Source organism: Kosakonia sp. R1.Fl (assembly GCF_023516815.1).
Classification (GTDB): Bacteria; Pseudomonadota; Gammaproteobacteria; order Enterobacterales; family Enterobacteriaceae; genus Kosakonia.
Genome location: NZ_JAMGSQ010000001.1, coordinates 928,968 through 952,249, shown reverse-complemented (window position 1 = coordinate 952,249; position 23,282 = coordinate 928,968). Strand labels below are relative to the sequence as shown.

The 23,282-nt window shown below is 55.0% G+C and carries 26 protein-coding genes and 1 pseudogene; 5 read left to right on the top strand and 22 right to left on the bottom strand.

The features are described 5' to 3' along the window. The first annotated feature begins 1 nt into the window (after position 1). From arnD to arnF, 4 genes are read left to right on the top strand one after another with little or no spacing between them, the layout of a single operon-like run. A complete protein-coding gene (gene arnD / locus M8Q36_RS04560; RefSeq protein WP_249880134.1) occupies positions 2 to 904 on the top strand; it encodes a 4-deoxy-4-formamido-L-arabinose-phosphoundecaprenol deformylase in 903 nt (300 codons plus the stop codon). Then, positions 901 to 2,559 (top strand): lipid IV(A) 4-amino-4-deoxy-L-arabinosyltransferase, encoded by a 1,659-nt coding sequence (arnT, locus tag M8Q36_RS04555; protein ID WP_249880133.1) that lies wholly within the window; start codon positions 901 to 903, stop codon positions 2,557 to 2,559. Before arnD ends, arnT begins: the two co-directional genes overlap by 4 nt. 13 nt (positions 2,560 to 2,572) lie before the next feature. Then, complete coding sequence (gene arnE, locus M8Q36_RS04550; protein ID WP_249880132.1) at positions 2,573 to 2,911, top strand: 4-amino-4-deoxy-L-arabinose-phosphoundecaprenol flippase subunit ArnE; 339 nt, start codon at positions 2,573 to 2,575, stop codon at positions 2,909 to 2,911. Beyond that, positions 2,908 to 3,309, top strand: a complete 402-nt coding sequence (gene arnF / locus M8Q36_RS04545; RefSeq protein WP_249880131.1) for a 4-amino-4-deoxy-L-arabinose-phosphoundecaprenol flippase subunit ArnF — start codon at positions 2,908 to 2,910, stop codon at positions 3,307 to 3,309. The genes arnE and arnF overlap by 4 nt, the downstream gene beginning before the upstream one ends. Here the strand turns inward: arnF and acpT are convergent. The 20 genes and pseudogenes from acpT to M8Q36_RS04445 all read right to left on the bottom strand — a co-directional run bounded on the left by acpT (position 3,263) and on the right by M8Q36_RS04445 (position 20,434). Next, positions 3,263 to 3,850, bottom strand: coding sequence for a 4'-phosphopantetheinyl transferase AcpT (gene acpT / locus M8Q36_RS04540; protein ID WP_249880130.1), 588 nt, complete (start codon positions 3,848 to 3,850; stop codon positions 3,263 to 3,265). The two genes, arnF and acpT, sit on opposite strands and share 47 nt — an antisense overlap. Before the next feature lie 2 nt (positions 3,851 to 3,852). Continuing rightward, positions 3,853 to 5,082 carry a beta-ketoacyl-ACP synthase gene (locus M8Q36_RS04535; protein WP_249880129.1) on the bottom strand — a complete coding sequence of 410 codons (1,230 nt, stop codon included), beginning with the start codon at positions 5,080 to 5,082 and terminating at the stop codon, positions 3,853 to 3,855. Next, a complete protein-coding gene (locus M8Q36_RS04530) occupies positions 5,079 to 5,810 on the bottom strand; it encodes a 3-ketoacyl-ACP reductase FabG2 (RefSeq protein WP_249880128.1) in 732 nt (243 codons plus the stop codon). Before M8Q36_RS04530 ends, M8Q36_RS04535 begins: the two co-directional genes overlap by 4 nt. Further along, positions 5,807 to 6,283 carry a hotdog family protein gene (locus M8Q36_RS04525; protein ID WP_200551315.1) on the bottom strand — a complete coding sequence of 159 codons (477 nt, stop codon included), beginning with the start codon at positions 6,281 to 6,283 and terminating at the stop codon, positions 5,807 to 5,809. Before M8Q36_RS04525 ends, M8Q36_RS04530 begins: the two co-directional genes overlap by 4 nt. Continuing rightward, a complete protein-coding gene (locus tag M8Q36_RS04520) occupies positions 6,280 to 7,449 on the bottom strand; it encodes a beta-ketoacyl-[acyl-carrier-protein] synthase family protein (protein WP_249880127.1) in 1,170 nt (389 codons plus the stop codon). Before M8Q36_RS04520 ends, M8Q36_RS04525 begins: the two co-directional genes overlap by 4 nt. A gap of 1 nt (position 7,450) precedes the next feature. After that, positions 7,451 to 8,035, bottom strand: a complete 585-nt coding sequence (locus M8Q36_RS04515) for a DUF3261 domain-containing protein (RefSeq protein WP_249880126.1) — start codon at positions 8,033 to 8,035, stop codon at positions 7,451 to 7,453. Then, a complete protein-coding gene (locus tag M8Q36_RS04510) occupies positions 8,032 to 10,353 on the bottom strand; it encodes an MMPL family transporter (RefSeq protein WP_249880125.1) in 2,322 nt (773 codons plus the stop codon). The genes M8Q36_RS04515 and M8Q36_RS04510 overlap by 4 nt, the downstream gene beginning before the upstream one ends. After that, complete coding sequence (locus tag M8Q36_RS04505; protein ID WP_249880124.1) at positions 10,322 to 10,927, bottom strand: outer membrane lipoprotein carrier protein LolA; 606 nt, start codon at positions 10,925 to 10,927, stop codon at positions 10,322 to 10,324. The genes M8Q36_RS04510 and M8Q36_RS04505 overlap by 32 nt, the downstream gene beginning before the upstream one ends. Beyond that, positions 10,924 to 11,346, bottom strand: coding sequence for an acyl-CoA thioesterase (locus M8Q36_RS04500; protein ID WP_249880123.1), 423 nt, complete (start codon positions 11,344 to 11,346; stop codon positions 10,924 to 10,926). Before M8Q36_RS04500 ends, M8Q36_RS04505 begins: the two co-directional genes overlap by 4 nt. Positions 11,347 to 11,349: 3 nt before the next feature. Next, complete coding sequence (locus M8Q36_RS04495) at positions 11,350 to 13,053, bottom strand: glycosyltransferase family 2 protein (protein WP_249880122.1); 1,704 nt, start codon at positions 13,051 to 13,053, stop codon at positions 11,350 to 11,352. Then, positions 13,044 to 13,397 carry an ApeI family dehydratase gene (locus M8Q36_RS04490; RefSeq protein ID WP_200551322.1) on the bottom strand — a complete coding sequence of 118 codons (354 nt, stop codon included), beginning with the start codon at positions 13,395 to 13,397 and terminating at the stop codon, positions 13,044 to 13,046. The genes M8Q36_RS04495 and M8Q36_RS04490 overlap by 10 nt, the downstream gene beginning before the upstream one ends. Continuing rightward, positions 13,384 to 14,742: a class I adenylate-forming enzyme family protein gene (locus M8Q36_RS04485; RefSeq protein WP_249880121.1), complete on the bottom strand. Its 1,359-nt coding sequence runs from the start codon at positions 14,740 to 14,742 to the stop codon at positions 13,384 to 13,386. The genes M8Q36_RS04490 and M8Q36_RS04485 overlap by 14 nt, the downstream gene beginning before the upstream one ends. Beyond that, positions 14,739 to 15,269: a COG4648 family protein gene (locus M8Q36_RS04480; RefSeq protein WP_249882716.1), complete on the bottom strand. Its 531-nt coding sequence runs from the start codon at positions 15,267 to 15,269 to the stop codon at positions 14,739 to 14,741. The genes M8Q36_RS04485 and M8Q36_RS04480 overlap by 4 nt, the downstream gene beginning before the upstream one ends. Positions 15,270 to 15,326: 57 nt before the next feature. Next, a complete protein-coding gene (locus tag M8Q36_RS04475; RefSeq protein ID WP_200551324.1) occupies positions 15,327 to 15,578 on the bottom strand; it encodes an acyl carrier protein in 252 nt (83 codons plus the stop codon). A 13-nt stretch (positions 15,579 to 15,591) separates the two neighbouring features. Then, on the bottom strand, positions 15,592 to 15,849 hold the full coding sequence (locus tag M8Q36_RS04470) for a phosphopantetheine-binding protein (protein WP_131413160.1): 258 nt from the start codon (positions 15,847 to 15,849) through the stop codon (positions 15,592 to 15,594). Further along, positions 15,830 to 16,650 (bottom strand): annotated as a pseudogene (locus M8Q36_RS04465) (lysophospholipid acyltransferase family protein). Before M8Q36_RS04465 ends, M8Q36_RS04470 begins: the two are co-directional and overlap by 20 nt. After that, entirely contained in the window at positions 16,629 to 17,351 is a 723-nt protein-coding gene (locus M8Q36_RS04460) for a beta-ketoacyl synthase chain length factor (RefSeq protein ID WP_249880120.1), read from the bottom strand. The pseudogene M8Q36_RS04465 and the gene M8Q36_RS04460 overlap by 22 nt, the downstream one beginning before the upstream one ends. 75 nt (positions 17,352 to 17,426) lie before the next feature. Further along, positions 17,427 to 18,485 (bottom strand): methyltransferase, encoded by a 1,059-nt coding sequence (locus tag M8Q36_RS04455; RefSeq protein ID WP_249880119.1) that lies wholly within the window; start codon positions 18,483 to 18,485, stop codon positions 17,427 to 17,429. Between the two features lie 73 nt (positions 18,486 to 18,558). After that, positions 18,559 to 18,948 (bottom strand): hypothetical protein, encoded by a 390-nt coding sequence (locus M8Q36_RS04450; RefSeq protein ID WP_200551327.1) that lies wholly within the window; start codon positions 18,946 to 18,948, stop codon positions 18,559 to 18,561. A gap of 436 nt (positions 18,949 to 19,384) precedes the next feature. Continuing rightward, positions 19,385 to 20,434 carry an AI-2E family transporter gene (locus M8Q36_RS04445; RefSeq protein ID WP_249880118.1) on the bottom strand — a complete coding sequence of 350 codons (1,050 nt, stop codon included), beginning with the start codon at positions 20,432 to 20,434 and terminating at the stop codon, positions 19,385 to 19,387. A gap of 145 nt (positions 20,435 to 20,579) precedes the next feature. On the opposite strand from M8Q36_RS04445, the gene M8Q36_RS04440 reads away from it, so the two are divergent. Further along, on the top strand, positions 20,580 to 21,779 hold the full coding sequence (locus M8Q36_RS04440; protein ID WP_249880117.1) for an MFS transporter: 1,200 nt from the start codon (positions 20,580 to 20,582) through the stop codon (positions 21,777 to 21,779). A 44-nt stretch (positions 21,780 to 21,823) separates the two neighbouring features. Here the strand turns inward: M8Q36_RS04440 and M8Q36_RS04435 are convergent, their stop codons facing one another. Together M8Q36_RS04435 and M8Q36_RS04430 are read right to left on the bottom strand one after the other, a co-directional pair. Continuing rightward, the gene (locus tag M8Q36_RS04435) at positions 21,824 to 22,381 is read right to left on the bottom strand and encodes a DcrB family lipoprotein (RefSeq protein WP_065369566.1); all 558 of its coding nucleotides are present in this window, start codon (positions 22,379 to 22,381) and stop codon (positions 21,824 to 21,826) included. Between the two features lie 72 nt (positions 22,382 to 22,453). After that, positions 22,454 to 23,119, bottom strand: a complete 666-nt coding sequence (locus M8Q36_RS04430; RefSeq protein ID WP_017459585.1) for a 7-cyano-7-deazaguanine/7-aminomethyl-7-deazaguanine transporter — start codon at positions 23,117 to 23,119, stop codon at positions 22,454 to 22,456. Between the last annotated feature and the right edge of the window lie 163 nt (positions 23,120 to 23,282).

Genomic DNA, 23,282 nt, shown 5'->3' with positions numbered 1-23,282 from the left:
CATGAAATACGTCGGCTTACGTATTGATGTCGATACCTTTCGCGGCACGCGTGACGGCGTTCCGCGCCTGCTGGAGCTACTGAAAAAGCACAACATTCAGGCGAGCTTTTTCTTTAGCGTCGGGCCGGACAACATGGGGCGCCATATCTGGCGCCTGCTTAAGCCGAAATTTCTGTGGAAGATGCTGCGCTCGCGCGCGGCATCGCTCTACGGCTGGGATATTTTACTGGCGGGCACCGCGTGGCCCGGCAGACTTATCGGTGAAGGCAACGCGGACGTTATCCGCAAAACCGCGCAGGCGCACGAAGTGGGGCTGCATGCGTGGGACCACCATGGCTGGCAGCGCTGGAGCGGCGTGTGGGATCAGGCCCATCTCGAAGCGGAAATTGAGCGCGGATTACTGGCGCTGGAGCTGATTATTGGCCGGTCTGTGAGCTGTTCCGCCGTGGCGGGATGGCGCGCCGATCAGCGAGTGGTGAAAGCCAAATCGAATTTTAATTTCCGCTATAACAGCGACTGTCGTGGCACGCAGCCGTTTCGCCCGCTCATCGCAGAAAACACCTATGCAGCACCGCAAATCCCGGTCACGCTACCCACCTGGGATGAGGCTGTTGGCATTTCGGTGGCGGCGGAGCACTACAACCGCTTCATTCTCGACGCGATGAAGCAGGATAACGGCACGCCGGTTTATACCATCCACGCCGAGGTGGAGGGCATTATCGGCGCGGAAGGTTTCGATGAACTGCTGAGCATGGCGGCGCGCGAAGGCATCGCTTTTTGCCCGTTAAGCCAGTTGTTGCCGGAATCGTTAGAGACGCTACCAGCAGGCAAAGTGGTACGCGGAGAAGTGGCTGGCCGGGAAGGCTGGCTGGGTTGCCAACAACTGTTGAGTCCTGGGTTATGAAATCCATTCACTATGGTCTGGCGCTGGTTGCGCTGATCGCCCTCTACTATGTTGTTCCCCTGGAATATCGTCTGCTCTGGCAGCCGGATGAGACCCGCTATGCGGAGATCAGCCGTGAAATGCTCACCAGCGGCGACTGGATTGTGCCGCATTTCCTCGGCCTGCGTTATTTTGAAAAACCCATCGCCGGTTACTGGATCAATAGCATTGCGCAGTGGCTGTTTGGCCATAATAACGTCTCCGTGCGCCTGGGTTCTGTTTTCTCCATCATCGTATCGGCGCTGCTCGTGGGCGCGCTGGCGTGGAAAATGTGGCGCGACAAACGCACTGCCGTGCTCTCGGCGGTGATCTTCCTGACCGCGTTTCTGGTGTATGGCATTGGCACTTATGCGGTGCTTGACCCGATGATCACGCTGTGGATGACGCTGGCGATGCTCAGCTTCTGGCTGGCTGCACAGGCGAACACATTACGCGGTAAGTTTGGCGGCTATGTCCTGCTTGGCGTGGCGTGTGGCATGGGGGTAATGACCAAAGGTTTTCTTGCGCTGGCGGTGCCGGTGATTGGCGTGCTGCCGTGGGTGATTGTGCGCAAACGCTGGAAAGAGGTGCTGCTCTGGGGCTGGCTGGCCGTGATCTGCTGCGTGCTGACGGTGCTGCCGTGGGGACTGGCAATTGCATCGCGCGAACCCGATTTCTGGCGCTACTTCTTCTGGGTGGAACATATCCAGCGTTTTGCGCAGCAGGACGCACAACATAAAGCGCCGTTCTGGTATTACATACCGTTCCTGATTTTAGGTTCGTTGCCGTGGCTGGCGCTGCTGCCCGGTGCGCTGAAAACGGGCTGGCTGGCGCGTAAAGAGGGCGTGCGGGAGGCGTTTTATCTGCTGGGCTGGGTGGTGATGCCGCTGCTGTTTTTCAGCATCGCTAAAGGGAAGCTGCCGACTTACATTCTGCCCTGTTTCGCGCCGCTGGCGATACTGATGGCGCGTTATGCCATGCAGATGGCGCAAACCAACGGGCGCGCGCTGCGCGTCAATGCGTGGATCAATATCGGTTTTGGCCTGGTTGGCGTGATTGCCGCGCTGGTGGTGTCGCCTTTGGGCTTCCTGAAACATCCGGTATGGACGCAAATTGAGGTCTACAAAGCGGCGCTGGCGGCGTTTGCTTTCCTTGCGTGGGCGCTGGTTGGGCTGTTTACCTTGCGAGCCAGCGCAGAGCGTTGGTCATACGCGGCGCTGTGCCCGCTGGCGATTGCGCTGCTGGTGGGGATCGTTATCCCGGATAAGGTGATGGATTCCAAGCAGCCACAATTTTTGATCAACTTTGTTAATGAGCCGCTGACGCCGAGCCGCTATGTGCTGGCCGATAACGTTGGGGTTGCCGCAGGTCTGGCCTGGGAGCTGAAACGCTCAGATATCATGCTGTTTGGCACGCGCGGCGAGTTAACGTACGGTATGTCGTACCCTGATGGCGAAGGGCGGTTTGTACGCGAAGACGATTTCACCGACTGGCTGTCACAACATCGTCAGGAAGGGGTGATTTCACTGGTGCTGCACCAGTCGAAAAAAGATGACTTTACCCGCATGCCGATACCGAAACCGGACAACGTTTATGTACAGGGGCGTATGGTCTTTATTCAGTACTTTCCACAATGATGAGTAAGCTGCAATGACCAGCTGGCTCTGGCTCGCGCTGGCAAGCCTGCTCAGTTGCGCAGGCCAACTGTGCCAGAAGCAGGCGACACGCCCGGTGCCGATGGATAAGCGTAATAAGCATCTCGGTCTGTGGCTGGGGCTTGCGCTGATGGCGCTCGGTGCGGGCATGGCGCTGTGGCTGCTGGTTTTGCAACGCATTCCTGTTGGCGTGGCGTATCCGATGTTGAGCCTTAATTTTGTCTGGGTGACGCTGGCGGCGCGTTTTCTCTGGCGTGAGCCTGTGAGCCTTCGCCATGCGTTCGGCGTGGCGCTGATTATCACTGGCATTGTGTTGCTGGGGAGCTCGCTATGAAGGGGCTGCACTGGGCGTTACTCAGTGTGTTGCTGGTCAGCGGCGCACAACTGATGTTGCGCTATGCGATGGTGTCGCTGCCACCGGTGACATTTTCCTGGTCTTTTGTTTCGGCGCTGCTGCAACCGCAAAAAGGGACGCTGGCGCTGATATTGGGCCTGTTTGGGTATCTGGCATCAATGGTTTGCTGGTACTTTGCCTTGCACCGTTTGCCGCTGAGTAAGGCTTATGCCTTGCTGAGCCTGAGCTACATTCTGGTGTGGGCGGCGGCCATCTGGCTTCCCGGATGGCACGAGTCGTTTTCCCTGCGCGGCGCGTTGGGTGTGCTGGTCATTGTGGTGGGCGTGCTGGTTATTTTTCTTCCCCGGCGCTCTCGATCTGGTCGGCAGCGAGAGTAAAAGGCGTGGGAGTGCAGATCGCGAGACTTAGCCCCGCACGGTGAGAATGGCTAAGGTGCAGATTGAGAGGGTTGCAACTGTCTACGCTGACGATCTCCCAGGCGCTGCCGCCACGCTGTTTGATAATGGCCTCTTTACGTGTCCAGATGCGCCAGAACGCGTCCAGTTGCTGTGCGGGATGCTCCTGCTCGATTTCACGGTGTTCCGACTGGCTAAACACCGCATTCGCCAGGCTACGCCAGTTGTTACGCGGGCGTATCACTTCGATATCGCAGCCGACTTCTCCTTCATCGCTCACCAGCAGTGCAATATGATCGCCGCTGTGACTCAGGCTAAACCATAACGGTAGATCGCCAGCAAACGCGGGCTTACCCTGCTCCCCATAAACTATCTCCGGCAACGGGGAGATCACGCGGTTAAGCAAAAGCCGCCCGGCAAGCCAACTATTATGACGAACGCCGGATGGCGCCGCTGATTTTAGCTCGGGTGGGATCTCCTGCGCGCATAATTCAGAAAGAGTAGCCAGTAAAACGCGATACATTATTACGCCCAACGTTTGATGATAATTGAGGTATTTATTCCGCCAAACGCAAAGTTATTGCTTTGCAGGAATTCACAATCAATATGCCTTGCTTCACCGCGGATATAATCCAGTTCGCCGCAATTTTCATCCGGTGTCGTCAGGTTTAACGTTGGCGCAAACCAGCCTTCGCGCATCATTTGCAGGCTCATCCACGCTTCAAGCGCACCACAGGCGCCAAGCGTATGACCGAAGTAGCTTTTTAATGAGGAGATGGGCACCGTATTGCCGAAGATAGCGGCGGTTGCCTGGCTTTCTGCAATATCACCCCGATCGGTAGCTGTGCCGTGTGCGGAAATGTAGCCGATATCCTGCGGGCTGAGCCCAGCGATGTTAAGCGCCTGCTCCATACAAATTTGCATCGTCTCACGCTGGGGTTGAGTGATATGCGCGGCATCGCAGTTGGTGGCAAACCCGACAATCTCGCCATAAATGGTGGCACCGCGCGCTTTCGCATGTTCCAGCTCTTCCAGAATCAGCGTTCCTGCGCCTTCACCAATCACCAGACCATCACGACGGGCATCAAATGGAGACGGAGTGGTTTTCGGCTCATCATTGCGTTGACTGGTGGCGAAAAGCGTATCAAAAACGGCGGCTTCCGATGGACATAACTCTTCCGCACCGCCCGCGACCATCACATCCTGATAACCATGGCGAATGGCTTCCCAGGCGTAGCCTATCGCCTGGCTACCGGAAGTGCAGGCGCTGGATGTAGGGATCACCCGACCACGCAACCCGAAAAACAGGCCGGTATTAACTGCGGTGGTGTGCGGCATCATCTGCACATAGGTGGTGCCAGTGATGTTATTGGTGTGCTTTTCGGTCAACATGGTCGCAAATTCACTTACCGGACCAGTGCTGCCAGTCGATGAACCATATGCAATGCCGGTTCGGCCCTGGGTGAGTACAGGATCATCGATTAACCCTGCCTGTTCCAGCGCTAGTTCGCTGGCTCTGGTGGAGAGCAACGAGACGCGTCCCATCGCGCGGATGCGTTTGCGGGTGTAATTTTCCGGCAGCGCAAAATCATCAATGGGCGCACCCAGCAGAGTATGCAGGCCATCATAAATTTGCCATTCCGGCATTTTCCGTACGGCATTCTCGTAAGCCAGTAACCGCTTCGCAACTTCCTGCCAGTTTTGACCAAAGGCGGTAACGCCGCCCATACCGGTAATAACTACGCGACGCGTCATAGCATGCCTCCGTTAATCGAAATGACCTGGCGGGTAACATAACCCGCAATATTGGACATTAAATAGCTGGCGAGTCCGGCCACTTCTTGCGTTTGGCCCATACGTTTCATTGGGATCAGGGACATCGCTTCTTTCAGTGCCGCCTCTTCCATCTCAATCATGCCGGTGTCAATCAGGCCCGGAGCAATACAATTCACGGTGATTTTGCGTTTCGCCAGCTCGATAGCCAGCGCTTTTGTCGCGCCAATGATCCCCGCTTTAGCTGCGCTGTAGTTGACCTGGCCACGGTTGCCCATTACGCCAGAAACCGACGAAAGCGTAATGATGCGTCCGCCGTTGCGAGCAGAGATCATGGGCATAATGCAGGGTTGGATCACATTGTAAAAGCTGTCGAGGTTGGTATGGATGACCATGTCCCAGTCCTCTTCGCTCAGCGCCGGGAAGGCTGCGTCGCGTGCAATCCCGGCATTACTGACCACTCCGTACCATGCGCCGTGGCGGCCAATTTCGCTCTCCAGCACCTCACGACATTGCTCGCGGTTGCCAACATCGAAACTGAGCAGACGTCCGCTTCCCCCTGCCTGTTCAATCGTGTGCAGCGTTTGCTGCGCGCCTTGCTCATCACGATGGTAATGCACGCCGATCGTAAAACCGTCTGCGGCAAGTTGTTGGGCGATGGCGCGGCCGATGCCTTTGCTGGCACCAGTGACCAATACGGAACGATTCATGCCGTTTTTCCTTGAATAAAAAGTGACGTTAACTCTTCCTTTGTCGGCTGGAAGGTATTGACTCGGCCCGAAGCCAGCGTGTCGGTTTGAGCCTTAATGGTGCAGTCGAAGCTGCCGAAACGTTCATCCTGCATCAGGAGCCTGACGTGGATATCCAGCACGGCATTCGCTGGTAGCGAATTCGCCGCACAGGTTAATTCTCTGGCACCCAACACCATACCGAGGGCGATATTTTCCTCACCGCGTTGCTGGCGATGCCAGCCCGACCAGACGCCAATACTTTGCGCCATCAGTTCGAGAGCATACCAGCCAGGCAAGTGGCCTTCGGCATCAATAAACGGTGCAAGGACACCTTGCTTGTTAACGGTCACGCGGCAGTGGGCGCAATCGGCACCGACAGCAATGACCTCTTCCAGCAGGATCATCGGTGCCTCATGAGGTAAATAGGCACCGGGTGCAAGGTAATGGCTCATGACACTCTCCCCAGCAAAATGCTGGCGTTGTTTCCGCCGAAGGCGAAGGAGTTTGACAAAATCACCGGGCGTGAAAGCGGCTGGGGCGCGCTTAGCAGGCCGCACTCTGGCAAGGTTGTGTCCCGCGGATAATGGCTGAAATCCTGCGGTGGCAATGGCAAATCGCGCAGCAGAATCAGTGCGCTCAGTGCTGCTTCAGTGATACCCGCCGCGCCAAGAGTGTGACCGGTCAAATGTTTAGTAGAACTACAGGGGATACGATCGCCAAACAGCGTATGCACGACCTGTGATTCAATTTGATCGTTAAGGATCGTGGCGGTTCCGTGCAGATTGATATAACCAACGTCGTCTGGCGTCAGGCCCGCCTGGGCGAGCGCCATGTTTATTGCACGGATCGCGCCTTCGCCTTGAGGATGCGGTGCAGAAATATGCCAGGCATCGCTGGATTCTCCACAGCCTAACAGCGCCAGCGGCTGCGGTTCCCGTGTCAGAACCATCAACGCGGCAGCTTCACCAATAGTGATGCCGCAACGGTCACGGCCAAATGGCTGGCATAATGTCGGCGAGAAGGATTCAAGACTATTAAAGCCGTTGATCGGCATCTGACTAAGTGTGTCTGCGCCACCAACGATGGCGACATCCGCGAGCCCCGCATTAATCAGGCGCTGACCATTAATGATCGCCCTGGCACTGGAGGAACAAGCGGTAGAAACCGTAAATGCCGGGCCATCGAGAGCCAGCCAGCGGCTTAAAAAGCGCGACGGATCGCCTAGCTCCTGTTGCGAATAGCGCCATTCCAGGCTCTCTTCGCCGTTATGCAGGTAATTAACGTGTCTACCCCCTTCCTCCAGACCCGATGTGCTGGTGCCCAAAACGACGGCAACGCGATCGCGGCCATAGCGGGAAATCGCCTCATCCACCGTCGGCTGGATCTGTTGCAGCGCGACCAACAAAAGCTGGTTGTTGCGGCTGCGATGCGCCTGCCACTCCTCGGGCATTGGCGGAAGTTCTGTATCCACGCCGCCGAGCATGACTTCAGCATCGCCCTGTAACCAGCCTTTTCGGTTGATCATGCCCGGCGCGACGCCACGGCTTAGATTGGCAGCGATTTCATCACAGGTGTTTCCCAGCGCGTTAATCATGCCAATCGCGGAAATGTAGATCATCTCAGTCACCCAGATATTGAATGGTGATGTGGTATTTAAAGACGTGCTGCTCAATGCTAATTGGCTCGCGTTTGCCTTTGCGCTGTAGGTAGGTGATTTCCGTCACCAGCTTTCCGCGCGCATTGCGCAGCTCGCGCTTGTCGCCTGTGTCGGTGAGCGTCCAGCCTTTCGGTAACTGCGGCTGCCAGACGGCGACAGGCCAGTGGCTGACCATTACATCGGCCAATACCTGGCTTGCCGGTGGTAACTGCGGTACGACAATAGATTGCTCAGTATGAATACCGTTTTCGTCGTAGGTGACGAGGAACAGGCGAATCCCTACGGAGGAGAGCCCGGCGAGCGTGATTTTTTTTTCGTCGGCGGTCATCATCACCAGCAGCGACTGCGTTTTCCCGTTAAAGCTCCCGGTGAGTAGCTGCTGGGAATTGACCGCCGGGCTAATTCCCGGTGCCGGTAACGTCACGCGCGTGCCGGGCTCCAGCCACGCTTGCGGGCGGGTGCTGTCGGAGGAGTGCGTGGTAGAACTGCATCCGGTGAGCAGTAGGGCAGTGGCCAGCGCCATGCCGGTCCAGAGGGTGCGGATCATCGTTTTCTCTCTTTTTTACCCGGCATTGCGAGTGGTGAAAGTAAAAAGGCGGTAAAAATGCCGCTTACCAGAACGATGCCAAAACAGCTAATCGCCTGGGTATCGCTGAATACCAGCATGCCCAGCGTGAGGAGCGTTGTTACCATCGCCAGCGAGATCGCCAGTAGCGAGGTGAGCGGTGTGCCGCGCGGGTTACTGAAAAACAGCGTGTAATTAATGCCAATCCCTAACACCAGTACCAGCGCCAGCAGGGAGAAGAGATTGACCGAATGGCCGCTTAGCGACAATGCTGCCAGCCCGCAACCAAGTGACAACACAGAAGGGACAAGGCTGATAAGCCCCTTTTTCCAGCCAAGACGAAGTATGGCGCCCGCCGCGATCACTGCCAGCGCAACACACAACAGGCCGGTTAACACCAGACGATAGAGCGCGAAAAGCTCGTCGAAAGCGCTTTTTCGATCCACCCAGGCAATGCCTGGCTGCGCCTGTGCCAGCGTACTTAACGCTGCGCTATCTTTTACGCCATCAACGGGCACCAGTACGCCGCTTTGCCCGTCTGGTATGGTCAGCCACAGCAAACGCCAGCCTTCACTGGCCGGACTGGCAAGCCACTCATCAACCGTGACCGTCATTGGGCTGAGATCGGGGGTAACCGCCTGCAAACCAGCGCCCTGCAAGGTATGAGCAACGGTGGGCGCGGCATTTTTGAGTAACGTCAGATCCTGCTGCTGGCGTGAGATCGAGTTGATCGGCACATAACGAAAACCCGAAATTGCGCCGTTCTCACGCGCTTGTTCCAGACGTGGAATAAACGCTTCCAGACGTTCCAGTGTCTGCTGGGGATTTTCGCCATAAACCACAAACCATTTCTGATCGACGCTCTGTCCGGTGAGAGCAGTGATGGCTTTTTCCTGCGCAAGGATGTTCTGCGGTAATGCCTGTAACTGGCTGATATCATCATTGATGCGCAGTGTCGACAACCCGGCAAGAGAGACCGCCGCCATTATCAGCGGCAATCCCACCGACAGTTTTTTATTGCGCCTCCAGGCTGCCAGCCAGCGCAGTAACAGCACCATCGCAGGCACGGGACGTACCGGTAAACCACGGCACAGCCAGGGGTGCCAGAAGACAACCGTCAGGCAAGAGGCGCTGAGTCCGGTAGCGGCGAAAATCGCCATCTGGCGAATACCAGGGAAGGGCGCCAGCATCATGATCAGATACGCCACGACGGTCGTCGCCAGTGCCAGCAACAGCGCATTTCGTACTTTTGCCAGGCTTTGCCATGGCGATGACTCTGCGCCATGCACCATACGTTCGGTGAGATAGTAAAGTGTATAGTCCGCAGAGATCCCGATGATGCTCATGCTCATCACCAGCGTCATCAGGTGCAACTCGCCGAAGACCAGCAGCGTCACTACCGTACCGGCCAGCGCGCCAACGGCGATTGAAAGCAGGCATAACAGCAGTGGGCGCAAGGAGCGGAACACGGCAACAATCAACAGCATGACGCCGACGATAGTTGCGATCCCCAACGTTGAAATGTCGCGCTTTGCCTGCTGGCTGGCGTAGTCGCTATAGAATACCGTGCCGCGTGATAGCAATTGCGCATGTGGAAACTGCTTCTTGAGTTGTGTTTCCAGCGAGCCGAGCGTGGCGACAAACTGGTGTGTTTGCTGCATATCGAAGGAGGAGCCTGCCAACTCGCCGTGGAGCAGATACCAGTAGTTGCCGTCGTTGTCCTGAGTGACTAACCACCCATCCATCAACCGCAGTCGCTGCGTATTTTGCGCCATCGCCAATTGTGCGCCGCGCATCAACATTAGCGGATCGTTTTGCAGCTCTTTACCCGATACGCCGGAAAAGGCCGAGTAGAGCTGAGTCAGCACCCATTGTGCCTGCGCTTCGCCGCCGTTTTGCAGACGCGCGCGGGTTGCGTTATCAAGCAGAGCGTTACGGTGCTGCCAGAAAAATGCGCCCCACGCTTGCTGACTCTTTGCATCCATCGCGCCTTTCAGGTGATTAACCGCCTGCGATTGACCTAACAGCGTCAGCCAGTATTGCGCCACCTCGGGATTGGCCTGTTTACCAGGGCTGACCAACCAGACGAGTTGCTTATCGAGGCGTTGCATAAAGCCGTCATTCAATGCCGCAGGCAGCGCGCCCATGGTCTGTGCCGGGAGCATCGCCAGTACGCTGCTGTTCATTCGCGCTTTGGGAAGCAGCACGAGCAGCATACCCAGCATCACCAGGCATACTGCGCCCCACAGTAGTGCCGGGCGTGGGGAATTAGTGCGTTGCAAAACGTTGGCGTTCGTCATCAGTCAGCGTCGGGGGTGTGAGTCGGTGTTGGGAAAAAGCGATATCGGTGAGATCGCCCTGTTTATCATTCAGGCGGATGCTGTCGAGATAGTGATCCCCGGCCAGGTCGATGGAGGTGAATATTTTATCCAGCGGCGTGGTGATCGGGGTCAACTTCAGGGTCCAGCGGCCTTTCCCAGCATCGTTAAAGTCAATGCGGAAGTTCTGTTCCAGCACGGCGCGATCGGCCTGAAACAGGGCGCGCAGAAGATGGTTAAACTGGAACATTTGCGGGTTGTTCTGCGCAGTGATCACCTGCGGTGGCTGACCGTTAATGATTTGCACCATCCGCGAATCATCAAGCATTAGCATCATCGGGAACGGTGCGGTCTGATCCCACAATAATCCCTGCTCACGGGCGATAAGCATTTCGCCCTGCGAGCGCAGCGGCTGCGGCAAGTCTTTAATGGTGCGGGTTTGGGTGAAATGCGCACGTACCACAGGTTGTTGGGTAAAGCGCTGCTGTAATTCCTCCAGCGTCACTGCATTGACGAAGGGAGCGAACAGCAGAACCAGCAGAGGCCAATATCTCATGGTGTGACCCCCATACGTTCAAACAGAATGGCCGGGCTGACGAAGCACATCTCCCGGCTTTTCTCCTCCACCGCCACCTGAATGGTGTAACCGGTGGTGGTCCGCTTGCCGCTGGCGGCGTCGATGATTTCATACGCGATTTTAAGCCTGTTTTCGAACTCTTCGATTCGGGCGCGTACGCGAAAATGCTGTTCGAATGTCAGTACATCACGGTATTTCACCCGCGTATCCACGACCGGCCACAAATACCCCGACGTTTTCATCTGGCGGTAGCCGTAATCGAACTGATTCAGTAGCGCCTCACGCGCTATCTCAAAGTAGCGAAAATAGTTGCCGTGCCAGACAACGCCCATCATATCGACGTCGTGAAAGGGAACGCTTAGCGCAACCTCGGCTGTGAAACGGGGATCGTTTAACACCTGTTACTCCTTATCCGTGGCTTGCGGTGCGTGGTCAGGCAACCGCCAGAAATCAAAAAAATTAAACCAGTCGAGTGGTGATTGCAGCGCGTAGTGTTCAAGGCGTGCAGCGTAGTTGTCGACAGCCGCTTGCAGCGCTGCTTGTCGATTTGCGCGAGGCATGGGCAGCGGATCGGCAAAAGGTTCGCAATGCAGGCGCAATTTGCCGTTTTGGCGCAAAGCAAACATTAACAGCACCGGGCAGCGTAGCGCCGCCGCCAGAATAAATGGCCCTTGCGGGAAGGGGGCGGCGTGACCCATAAACGTGCTCCAGCACACCCGCCAGTCGCCACCGCGCTGTGGGTTAACCGCAATACGATCGCCGACAATGGCCACCCATTCGCCCCGATCGAGCTTATCTTTCAGCAACATGGCGGTATCCGGGCCAATATGCGTTACCGGGATAAGGTGTACTCCGGCTTCGGGAGCCATCTCTTGCATGATCTGTTTAAAACGCTGTGCATTCTCATGAAACACCAGCGCATTGATCACTTTGCTGTTATGTAATTGCGCCAGCGCACGGCAGGCTTCAACATCGCCCAGATGGGATGCGAGCAAGAGCTTGCCGTTGTTATCGTCCAGCCCCATTGCGGCTTCAGCACCGGGCGCGAATTCAACGTCACGGCCTAACTGGAGTTCGCCGCGCCAGCCTGCCACTTTATCCAGCATGGCTTCGGCAAAACGTAGAAAGTGGCGATAGCTACTGAGTTTTGCCGGTGACGGCAGCCCGCGCAGCGCCAGGCTGGTGCGCACACGCGCCAGCCAGAGCTGCGATGCCCGCCGCGCGTTACCGGCGCTAAGCCAATAGACGGCGACAACAGGATAGAGCAGCAGCGAGAATGCTCGGCGTCCAAGCACTCTCCAGACTAGTAACATAAAGCGCATACCCCATAACCCCTTCCTCTCGTGCTGCTGCGCCCAGTGCGTATCAGCGCGGCGAAACAGCAGGGAAGGAATGCGCGGCAGCATGCCGAAGAATAAGCGGGTATGCATCAGCGAGATGCGAACATTGTCTTTCAGCGCATCAAAGTGAGAAAGACCGTCCTGCGGATACGTTACGCGTGTCGGGACAAAGTAGCTGGGAGTTCCCTGCCAGTAGAGGCGAACCATCACTTCTGTGTCGAAATCCATACGCCTGCCCAGCGTGACACGTTCAGCAAGCCGCAGCGTGGAGGCGATGGGATAGACGCGAAAACCGCACATGCTGTCTTTCAGTTGCAAAGACAATGTTTCTATCCACACCCAGACGTGTGTGACCCAGCGGCCATATCGCCGCGAACGGGGAATGGAGTCATCATAAACAGGCTGGCCTGAAATCAGCGCTTGTGGATGTTGCCTCGCCAGATCCAGTAATTTGGGAATATCTTCGATGGCATGCTGCCCGTCAGCATCGACCTGCACGGCGTGAGTAAAACCCGCGCGTGAGGCATTTTGCAAACCTTCGATCACTGCCTCGCCTTTACCGGCGTTTTGCGTAAGCCGCGTCAGGGTAAGCATTTCATTTCCTGCGGCCAGTGTTTCCAGCACCCGCTGCGTTGCCTCATCACTGCCATCATCAACGATAAAACAGTGCAGGCCTGTCGGTTGCAGGCGTTCAACCACGCGCGCCATCATTGCACCGTGGTTATAGCAAGGGATGACCACACAAGGGTTAAACGTTACTGACATAGGCGAATTTTCCCGCTGCTACAGGTATGGCGTTCTTCGCCCGCATGGCGCAGGTAGCTGAAACTCAGTTGCTGCTTCTGTTCCTGCCAGTCGAGTCGCAGCGTGACTCTGTTTCCCGGCAGGAGTGGGGCCTGGAATTTAACGTTTTGAATGCTGTGGAAGCGATAACCCGGGGTGAGCATTAACGTGGCGTAATGCATCACCCAGTCGAGTTGCGCTACGCCTGGCAGCAATGGCTGAACCGCAAAATGACCGCGGAACCAGAACAGGTCCGTCTCCAGTTGGATATCGATTTCAGCGTGCGTCGGTGACACCTGACGGTGTGCAATTTCATGAGGTTTCATGAAATAACTCCTGTAGTTGAGCATAAACACGCTTGTTCATACTATTAACGGGGATCTCTTCCAGGATGCGCCAGTAACGTGGCACCGCCACCGGCTCCAGCCACGGAATCAGTGCTCTTCGCCAGGCAAGCTCCATTGCTTTGCTGTCACAATTAAGCCACTGGCGATGTGCCTCTTCTTCCAGCACCAGCAGCACGCCAACGCCCTGGCGCCCGCCACGGGACACAGGGAGCGCTGCGGCATCCCGAATACCCTCAAGCGCTAACACGCGTCTCTCTATTTCACTCAGCGAGATGCGCTTCTCTTCGATTTTAACAACGCGGCCACGACGCCCGGCGATGTGGAAAGTCCCGCCGTCATTAAAGAGCAAGATATCATCGAGCAACAGGCCGTCTGGTTCGGGAATAATCGGCGAATGCGCGCGAAATGCCTCACCTTCCGGCACGATCGAAACCCCCGGAAAAGGTTTCCACGGGATGCTATCGTGCTGGCGATGCCGCCAGGCAAGAATGCCTGTTTCGGTGCTGCCATATATTTCATCTGGTTGAACACCGCACCAATCAGCGGTTCCCTGAACATCTGTCCATGGCAGCATTCCACCAGCCGAGAGAATGATCGCCATCGGCGGTGGTGCGAGCCGGGGATCAAGGCGTTTTAAGAACGCGGGACTACTGATAAACGCATAGCGATGGTGGCTTTCCAGCGCGGCCAACTGCTCAGCGTAATAGAGCATTGCGGCGTGAAGCGGCAGTCCGAGCGACATTGGCAGAAAGATGCGGAAGGTTAGTCCGTATAAATGTTGCGGCACGACCGAAGCCACGACGCGACAGCCCGCCAGTTGGTCACTAAAACGCGCGGCGAGCAGTGTTGCTTCACGATCGAGACAGGCTATCGGTTTGATAACCCGGCGCGGCTGCCCGGTTGAACCGGAGGTAAAAAGTTCGATAAACGCCCCTTCACGAAGGGGCGGAAAAACGGGGTCTTTCGCGGCGTGTGGTGCGTTTGCCTTTACCACACAATGCGGGCCTTCCCAGCGTAAAGACTGATCGCTGAGTACTCCCTGAAAGAGCGTTTTTTGCTCGGCCAGCAATGATTCCCGGCAGTGCCCTGGAATTACAGGTGTTTTCCCGGCATGCAGCGTAGCCAGCAGCGCGACAATAAAAAGGTAGCTATTTTCAAAGCACAGCGCCCAGCGTTCATCGTCCTGCGTCTGTAGCCAGGTCATAAGCTGGGCGACATCGCTGCGCAGGTCTTCCAGCGTCCACGTCCGAACACCAAGCCAGGCGATGGGAGTATCATTGGCCCGCGAATGGCTGAGCCAGTCGGCGAAAGGAAGGGTTTTCATTGCATCTCTCGTTTTATCATCTGGCGGCGTATCAGCCATTCACCTGCCATCAGCAAACCCATCAGCAGGTAGGAGATCATGCCGTTCCAGAGCGTCCATAGACGCATATCGCCATACAGCGCTGTAAATAGCGCAATCCCGCCATTCAACACGAAAAAAACACACCAGACTTGCGTCACGCGGCGGGTATAGCGTACGGCTTCCTCAGGAAGGTCGGGGCTGCGCAGGCGAGCCAGACGCTCGACCAGCGGCATTGCGCTCCACAGTGAACTGCCAAACACCAGTAGCATGATGAAACTGACGGCGACCGGGTAATAGAGCAGGAGCTGATGCGTTTTTAACAGCCAGCTTGCCGCACACAGCGCGATACCGGTCAGGGCAACGCTGCGCGTGACAAAGCGCATCGGCGCAAGCCCCTGGCGGGCTTGCCGCAAACGGAAAAACAGCATGACGGCCATCAAAGGGAGCAGCCAGTGCAGACTGTTATGCGCAAGGCCGACCCAGATCACAAAAGGCCAACAGAGCATCAATAACGCGGCGAGCAGCTTCAGGCCCGTTTCCAGGCGAGATCCGTACACGGTGGCTTATTCTTCCCGCAGCAGATGTGCTACCGCATCGACGACATCCTGTACGGTGCGCACTGCTTTAAACTCTTCCGGTTTGATTTTCTTACCGGTCTTTTTCTGAAGATGCACAATCATGTCGACAGCATCAATGCTGTCGAGCTCCAGATCTTCGTACAGACGAGATTCGGGAGTAATATCCTGCGGATCGATTTCAAAAAGTTTGATAAGAAGAGCGGAAACTTCCTGATAAATTTCGTTTTTCTCGGTCATAGCGTATCCGTTTTTATGCGCGTTGGGCCTGAATAAAAGATGCCAGCGTGGCGACAGAGTAGAAATGCTGGCGCATTTCTTCGCTTTCCGCTGAAAGCACCACCGCGTATTGATTTTTGATCGCCAGACCAAGTTCGAGCGCATCGATAGAATCCAGCCCCAACCCATCCCCGAAGAGCGCGCTCTCGGTTTCGATGTCGTCGGCGCTGAGTTCATCCAGATTTAAGGTGCTGATAATAAGATTTTTAATTTCAAGATAGAGCTGTTGCATCATCCGTTCCTAAAAAGGTGCAAAACCTGATGTTAATTGATGCAGAAGATGCCGGTTGAGCTGTCTTGCCGCCAGTGCCGGTTCTTGCGATTCCGCATCATAAAATTGTTTTATCGCCACGCGCTCCCGCACCTTAACGGTAAAAAGAGGTTTGCATGGCGGGACGTCATACCATCGGCTGTGTTTGTCCAGCAGATGTTCACTACAGTGGATAACCACGATGCGCAAATCACAACCGCAGCGCACGGCAATATTCGCCGCGCCGCGTTGCAGTGTCATTTTTTCGCCGGGACGCGTACGCGTTCCTTCCGGGAAAATTAAAATAGTTTCGCCGTGCCGAAGGCGCTTTTCACAGGCGGAGAGCAGCGTATCCGCCTGGCTGTTGATCAAATAGTCTGCCGCTCTGATCACCCCGCTAACGAAGGGATTATTGAGCAGTGCGCCTTTGACCAGACAGTCTGTTTCGGGCATCACAGAGGCCAGCAGAACGTAATCGATCAAGGTGGGATGATTGGCAATGACCAGGCAACCGCGCTCGCCGCGCAGCGCGTCAATCCCTTCAATTCGGTAATCCAGCGCGCCAGTCAACTTTGCGGTGTTTAAAAACAGGCGAAAGCTGGCAGCAATGCTGCGGCGCGCCAACATGCGTCGCTTTGCTTTGTTACGTACCACGAGGATCAGCAGGTTAAACCACACCAGTGACAGCAACAAACCACCAATGCCGAACAGTGCAAAACACAACCCGGTCATGAGTAAACGCCATAGCCAGTTAATGCGGCTCATGCACGGCTCCAGCGCCAGTTGAGACGCTCGCCGGCAATGCTGAATTCAGACTCATTAAGCAGATAACGTTGCAAAAACTGCATACTTTGCGGCAAATGGGGTTCACCGTTCCATATCGCGGATTCGCTGACGCACTGTAAGGTATCGCCCGCTTCGATAACGAGCGCAACCGCATAGGCCCAGGTGGGCATATCCGGATGCAACCCCGGGTGATAAAACGCCGGAAGTGTGCCGTCGAAATCCACCATCAATACGCGTTTATAGCCCGCCTGTAAGAAACAGATCGCTTCACACAGCCCCTGCTGGAATGTGTCAAGCCCGGCTGAAACAGAAGAGGATGCAATCGGCTGTTGCATGGCGATAGTGAGGTTACCCACCGCGGAGTTATGCACCGACATAGCAAAATCGGTAGGGGAGATATCCTGGTCTGCCGCCAGCGCCTGAAGAATGCGATAGTTGCGTTCCAGTTCACCATGACGGCTGCTAAACACAACGGCATCCACCGTATGCTGGCGCATCAGCGTTATGCCACATTCAACAGCCAGTCGGCTGCCTGAACTGAGGCGACGCGCGGTCATCATCGGCAGAGCGGCGAGTTTCGCCTGCGCAAGCGCAGGATCAATAGCGCCACTACCCAGCGACCATTGCTGCCACTGTGTCGTTTCGCTCAGACCTGGCGCTCTGGCCAACCAATCCGTAATGTTTAGTGCAAATTTCATCAACGCGTATCCGCGAAAAACGGTTTTTCCAATGATGCCGGTAAGGCATCATGGCGGCACAGTCGCCGCCCTGTCTTATTTTTTATGACATATCAATAAGGTATGTCCCACCCCGAGATTATCGAGGCGTTTTTCAATGCTGAAACCGGCCATTTCCAGGTAGCGTAGAAAGTTCTCCGCGCTGTAGAAACGACTGTTACCGTTCGCCATACAGGTAAAATAGAGTGACGTTGCATTCAAGCTAAAGGCGGCAGCATCAAATTTTTGTGCGTCCCAGAAAAGCTCCATAACACAGAGTCTGGCACCCGGTTTCATGACTCCGGCTATTTTACTTAAGATGCCAACAATTTGTTCTGGTGAAAAGCAATCCAGGAATTGACACATCCACCAAATATCCGCTTCACCAGGCAGCGGTGCTTCGCTAAGCATATCGACCGGATGGAAGTGAATCCGTGATGAGAAGCCTGCGGCATCGACATTTTTCTGCGCCAGTGCAATTTGTTCAGGCAAATCTAATAGGGTTACCGCGACATTTGCATCATATTTGCAACAAGTCATCGCCCATTTTCCGGTATTGCCGCCGACATCGTACAGGCTTACAGGCTGGCTTGCGAATATATGTGGCAGAGCCGCCGTAAATGCCGCATCGGAATAATAGTGATCAAAAGCGAACCAACTATCCCGTGCCGGGTTAGGCAATTGCGATAAAGCTGGATAAATCGTTGGCCAGTCACCAAATACGCGCAACCCCGCGGGTTTGCCTTCTTTTAAGGCATCTTCCAGAAAATACAGTCCCTGGTAACAAACATCCTGCGAGAAATCCATATTGACCCGCGTCATCGGATCGTGCAGCAGGAAATGCCCTATCTTCGCGATATAAAAACGCTCTTCACTGCGGGTGACAATCCGTCCACTCAGCGCCATATCAAGCAATACACTGGCGGCGTAGGCATCAGCTTCGCAACCTTCGACAATCTCATCGAGCGTTGCGCCCTGCTTGCCTTGCTTATCCAGAAATTCCAGCAACCCGAATTTACGCAGACAAACCGCGGTCTGAAATAACATGGGGGCAAAAGCAATACGCTGCGCTTCAGCTATCGCTTCCAGCGCGCTGAAGGGATCTTGTTCATACATGGTGTGCACAACCTTAATTAAGAGCACATTGATTATCGGACCGTTCCCGGTCCGACTCTAGGCTGGATGACAATTAAAGCGCAGCACCTGATGATAAATTCAGCTGAATATCTTTGTCGAGGTTGTTAACCCAGCGGTTGTAATTCTTATGAATCTTCCCATCTGAGGCTTTCAGATTCATGCTGTTTTCATAGTTAATTGAATAGCTGTTTGCAGAGTAGTTAATACGAATTTCTGCAGTATGGTCGCGGCTTTGCATGCGACCTTTGATAACGCCCGGACCTGCATCTGTCATGATCCACTGGCGTTGTTGGCCGGCTTTCAGAATGGCAGCACGTACCTGCGCCTGAGAATGGCCCGCACTGACCGGGGTGTTAATATTATGAATACTGGCAGTACGCGCGCAACCCGTTAGCGCACCTACGACAGCAATTGCAGTCAGTAACTGAACAATCTTTTTCATGAGAACTCCGTATCAAATAAATATAAGATTGGTGACACATTTAATAACGCAAACTTAGGCGAAATAATGATGCTGTTCTGAAAATAAATGGTACCACCTTGATTTTTATGCTGGAATCATAAGTATTTACAGAACGAGAATGAATGCGCGGGCGATAAAATACCATTATGCTTTGCGCAACGGTAGCTTTTATTAGGAAACTGATAACCAAATTGATGCGTGGATCAGATAACCGCAAAGCTCCTTGATTAATAATTGGCTGTTTGACCGCGTTATATATTTGTTATGTTTATTATCTCATCTTAAGGTAAATTTCCGCGATTTATCTCATTCGGAATTTGAAAATAAAAACGCCCATAAGATTATGGGCGTTTTTATTTTCTTAATATTAGCAGTTGTGATTACGGATATAAAACTACCCCGGTTGGTAGGTACTTTACCCAGGCAGACGGCTTTTCGGTCTGCCTGGCCCCAGTAAAATTGCCAGTTTGCTGCCGCCGGTGGTGGTTTCCATCCAGATTTTACACACGCTGGTTAGCGGCACTGACAACAACATTCCTACCGGACCAAGCAGCCATCCCCAAATCAACAACGATAAAAACACCACCAGCGTCGACATCCCCAGGCGGTGGCCCATCATGCGGGGTTCCAGGATGTTGCCAAGCAACATATGCACCACAAGGAACAGCCCACCCACCAGCAAACATTCGTACGTGCCGTTAAACAGCAGCGCCTGGATCATTGGCGGGATAGCTGAGATCACCGAGCCGATATTGGGTACGTAATTGAGCAGGAACGCCAGCACCCCCCACATCAGCGCAAATTGCACATCCAGAAACACCAGCCCGACCCAGACAATCAGGCCTGTCCACACGCTCAGCAGCGTTTTCAGTGCCAGATAGTGGGAAACGCCTTTCAGCGCGCGGTGCAGTCCGGCGATATGAATTTGCGGGTTATGCAGCGCAAAGCGCAGCTTATAAGGTACGTGGCGCACTTCAAACAGCATAAACACCACGGTCATCACCAACAGAACAATGCTGGCCATTGCGTTCGAGAGCTGAGTTGCCATGGTGGTGGCAAAGCCCATTAGCCGCTCAGAGTCCATCCGTTGCAACATACGTTCTGGCGACATGTGCAAACGAAGAAACGGCATCGCATCCTGCAACTGGATAAATTTCCTGGTGAATTCGCGGTTGTACCTCGGCAGCAGCGTCATGAAGTCGTTAACCGACGCGGCAAGCACGCCGAACAGCGCAGTGAGAAAAACCAGCATCACCAGCACCACAATGCCGATCGCCACCGGGCGCGAAATGCCGCGCCGGAGAAACCAGGTAACCAGCGGATTGAGAACAATCGCGAAAAACAGCGCCAGAAGAAGTTGCACAATAATGTCGGCCGCAGCATGAATGCCGGCCAAAATGATCACCAGCGAAGCCAGCTTTAACAGAATATGTAAACCCGCCCGATCGGGTTGAGGATGTGTCATGGTTAATTCCTTTTGTCATCGGCCCGTTAAGTGTAGTGCCCCGCCACACCTTCGCCCGCCAGAGATATTCTTAAAGTGAATGCTGCTTTCTGTTTCATCACGTGGTAATAGTGAAACACTGTTGTGAAAAACTGAGTAAAACTCCATGCCTGAAAACGCCGCCGAACCGGCGCTAAGCGGATTGCGCCTCAATCTGCGGATTTTGTCCGTCGTTATGTTCAACTTCGCCAGTTACCTCACTATTGGCCTGCCGCTGGCGGTGCTCCCTGGCTATGTCCATGATGTGATGGGCTATAGCGCGTTTTGGGCCGGTCTGGTGATCAGCCTGCAATACTTCGCAACGCTACTGAGCCGACCGCATGCCGGGCGCTATGCTGACCTGCTGGGGCCGAAAAAAGTGGTGATCTTCGGTTTGTGCGGCGCGTTTCTGAGCGGGCTGAGCTATTTGCTGGCGGGCGTTGGCGGCAGTGTTGGCGTGTTAGGCCTGATATTGCTTTGTCTGGGGCGCGTCATTTTAGGCATTGGCCAGAGTTTCGCCGGAACCGGCGCGACGCTCTGGGGCGTGGGTGTGGTCGGGTCGATACATATCGGGCGGGTGATTTCGTGGAACGGTATTGCCACCTATGGCGCGATGGCAATCGGCGCGCCGCTCGGAGTGGTCTGTTATCAGTACGGCGGGCTGCATGGACTCTCGCTGACCATTATGGGTGTGGCGCTGCTGGCAATATTACTGGCGCTGCCGCGTGCGGCGGTTAAAGCCAACAAAGGCAAGCCGCTGCCGTTTCGCGCCGTGCTGGGACGCGTCTGGTTATACGGGATGGCGCTGGCGCTGGGTACTACCGGTTTTGGCGTCATCGCCACCTTTATTACCCTCTATTACGATGCGAAAGGCTGGGAAGATGCGGCGTTTGCCCTTACTCTTTTTAGCTGCGCCTTTGTTGGTGCGCGCCTGCTGTTCCCGAATGGGATTAATCGCTTCGGCGGTTTAAATGTGGCGATGCTCTGTTTTGTGGTCGAGACCCTTGGGCTGGTGCTGGTTGGCCTGGCGGTGGATCCGTGGATGGCGAAACTCGGTGTGTTCCTTGCCGGGGCTGGTTTCTCGCTGGTTTTCCCGGCGCTGGGCGTCGTGGCAGTCAACGCAGTGCCGCAGCATAACCAGGGCTCAGCACTGGCGACATACACCGTATTTATGGATTTATCGCTGGGGATAACCGGGCCGCTGGCGGGGTTGCTGATGGCGCAGGCGGGAGTCTCGGCTATCTATTTCGCCGCCGCAGGACTGGTGGCAATAGCCTTACTGCTGGCCTGGCGGCTGAAGTACAAGCCGGTGGCGGTTGCCGGGTAGAAAAAAGGGAACCGTCAGGTTCCCTTTTTCATGTTCAGAGGGGCTTATTTCACTACGATGGTGTTAATAATGTTTTCCGCTGTGGTTTGCGCCTGCTGCTGGTTATCCGCAGGCAGCGTCACCTGGATGGTCAGCAGTTTGTCGTCAACTTTACCCAGCACCACGGAAGACCATGCCGTCTGGCCTTTCGCGGAGATAATGCTGTCGAGCTGTTGCAGTTTCTGGCCTTTCAGTTCGATAGATTTGTTGGTGACCACCTGCAACTGCGGGTCGCGGCTGCGCTGCTGCTCTTCCAGACGTTTTGCCAGCGCGCTTAACTCTTCTGTCGTGTTGTCGCCGACAATCACAATCACCGCTTTCTGACCGGTGGCATCGGAATATACGTGCATATTATTGGACTGGGTGCCCAGTTTGCCGCTCTGATCGGTCATATCCGCAGGCAGCGAGAAGCTGAGTTTGCCGTCGAGCAGGGTTACCGGTTGACCGTTGGCGTTGCTTTCGGCGGCAGCACCCTGAACAGGTTTTTTGCTGTCGCTGTTATCACAGGCAGCCAGCCCAACAACCAGCAGGCCGATACCGACATATTTCACCAGATTGCGCATTGACTTCTTCCTTTCAATAAACAGCCATAACGGCTCATCGGCGCATCTTATCACATCTGTTAAGCCGTACCTTTAACTCGCCTGCAACGCGCTAATTTCAGATTTGTCTGCCAGTCTTTTCAGCAACATATTCAACAACACACCGTACATCGGCAGGAAGAACGCGATGCTGATAAGCACTTTGAAGCTGTAATCCACCAGTGCGATTTCCGTCCAGTGCTGCGCCATAAAGGCATCCGGGCTGCGCCAGAAAGCGATAAAGAAAAAGGCGATGGTGTCGCTGGCGTTACCAAAAACTGTCGACGCGGCAGGCGCGAGCCACCAGCGGCGGTTCTGGCGCAGGCGGTTAAAGACATGCACATCAAGAATTTGCCCCAGCGCGTAAGCCATAAAGCTGGCGGTGGCGATACGGGCGACAAACAAATTGAAATGCGCCAGCGCGCCGAAACCCTGCCAACTGCCCATGTAGAACAGCGAGGAGATAACGTAAGAAGCAAGCAGCGCGGGCACCATCACCGCGAAGATGATTCGCCGGGCTAACGGCGCGCCGAAAATGCGCACGGTTAAATCTGTCGCCAGGAAGATAAACGGGAAGCTAAATGCGCCCCAGGTGGTATGGAAACCAAAGATAGAAACCGGCAACTGCACCAGGTAGTTACTGGAGATGATCACCAGCAGGTGAAAAAGCGAAAGCCAGACCAGCGCCTTCATGCGCTGTGCGTTTGAAAAGTGCGTCATATTGTGACCTTTTTGGTAAATGGGGTGAGGGAACCCAGTACTTTTTATGCTCTGACAAGCAGAGCCGCCGCATGATACTGCAATCGGAGTGGGATGCAATGGTTAATTTTAGCGCAATCGTTAACCTTGCTTGCGTCACAAAAAAGGCGGCGTAAACTAATGC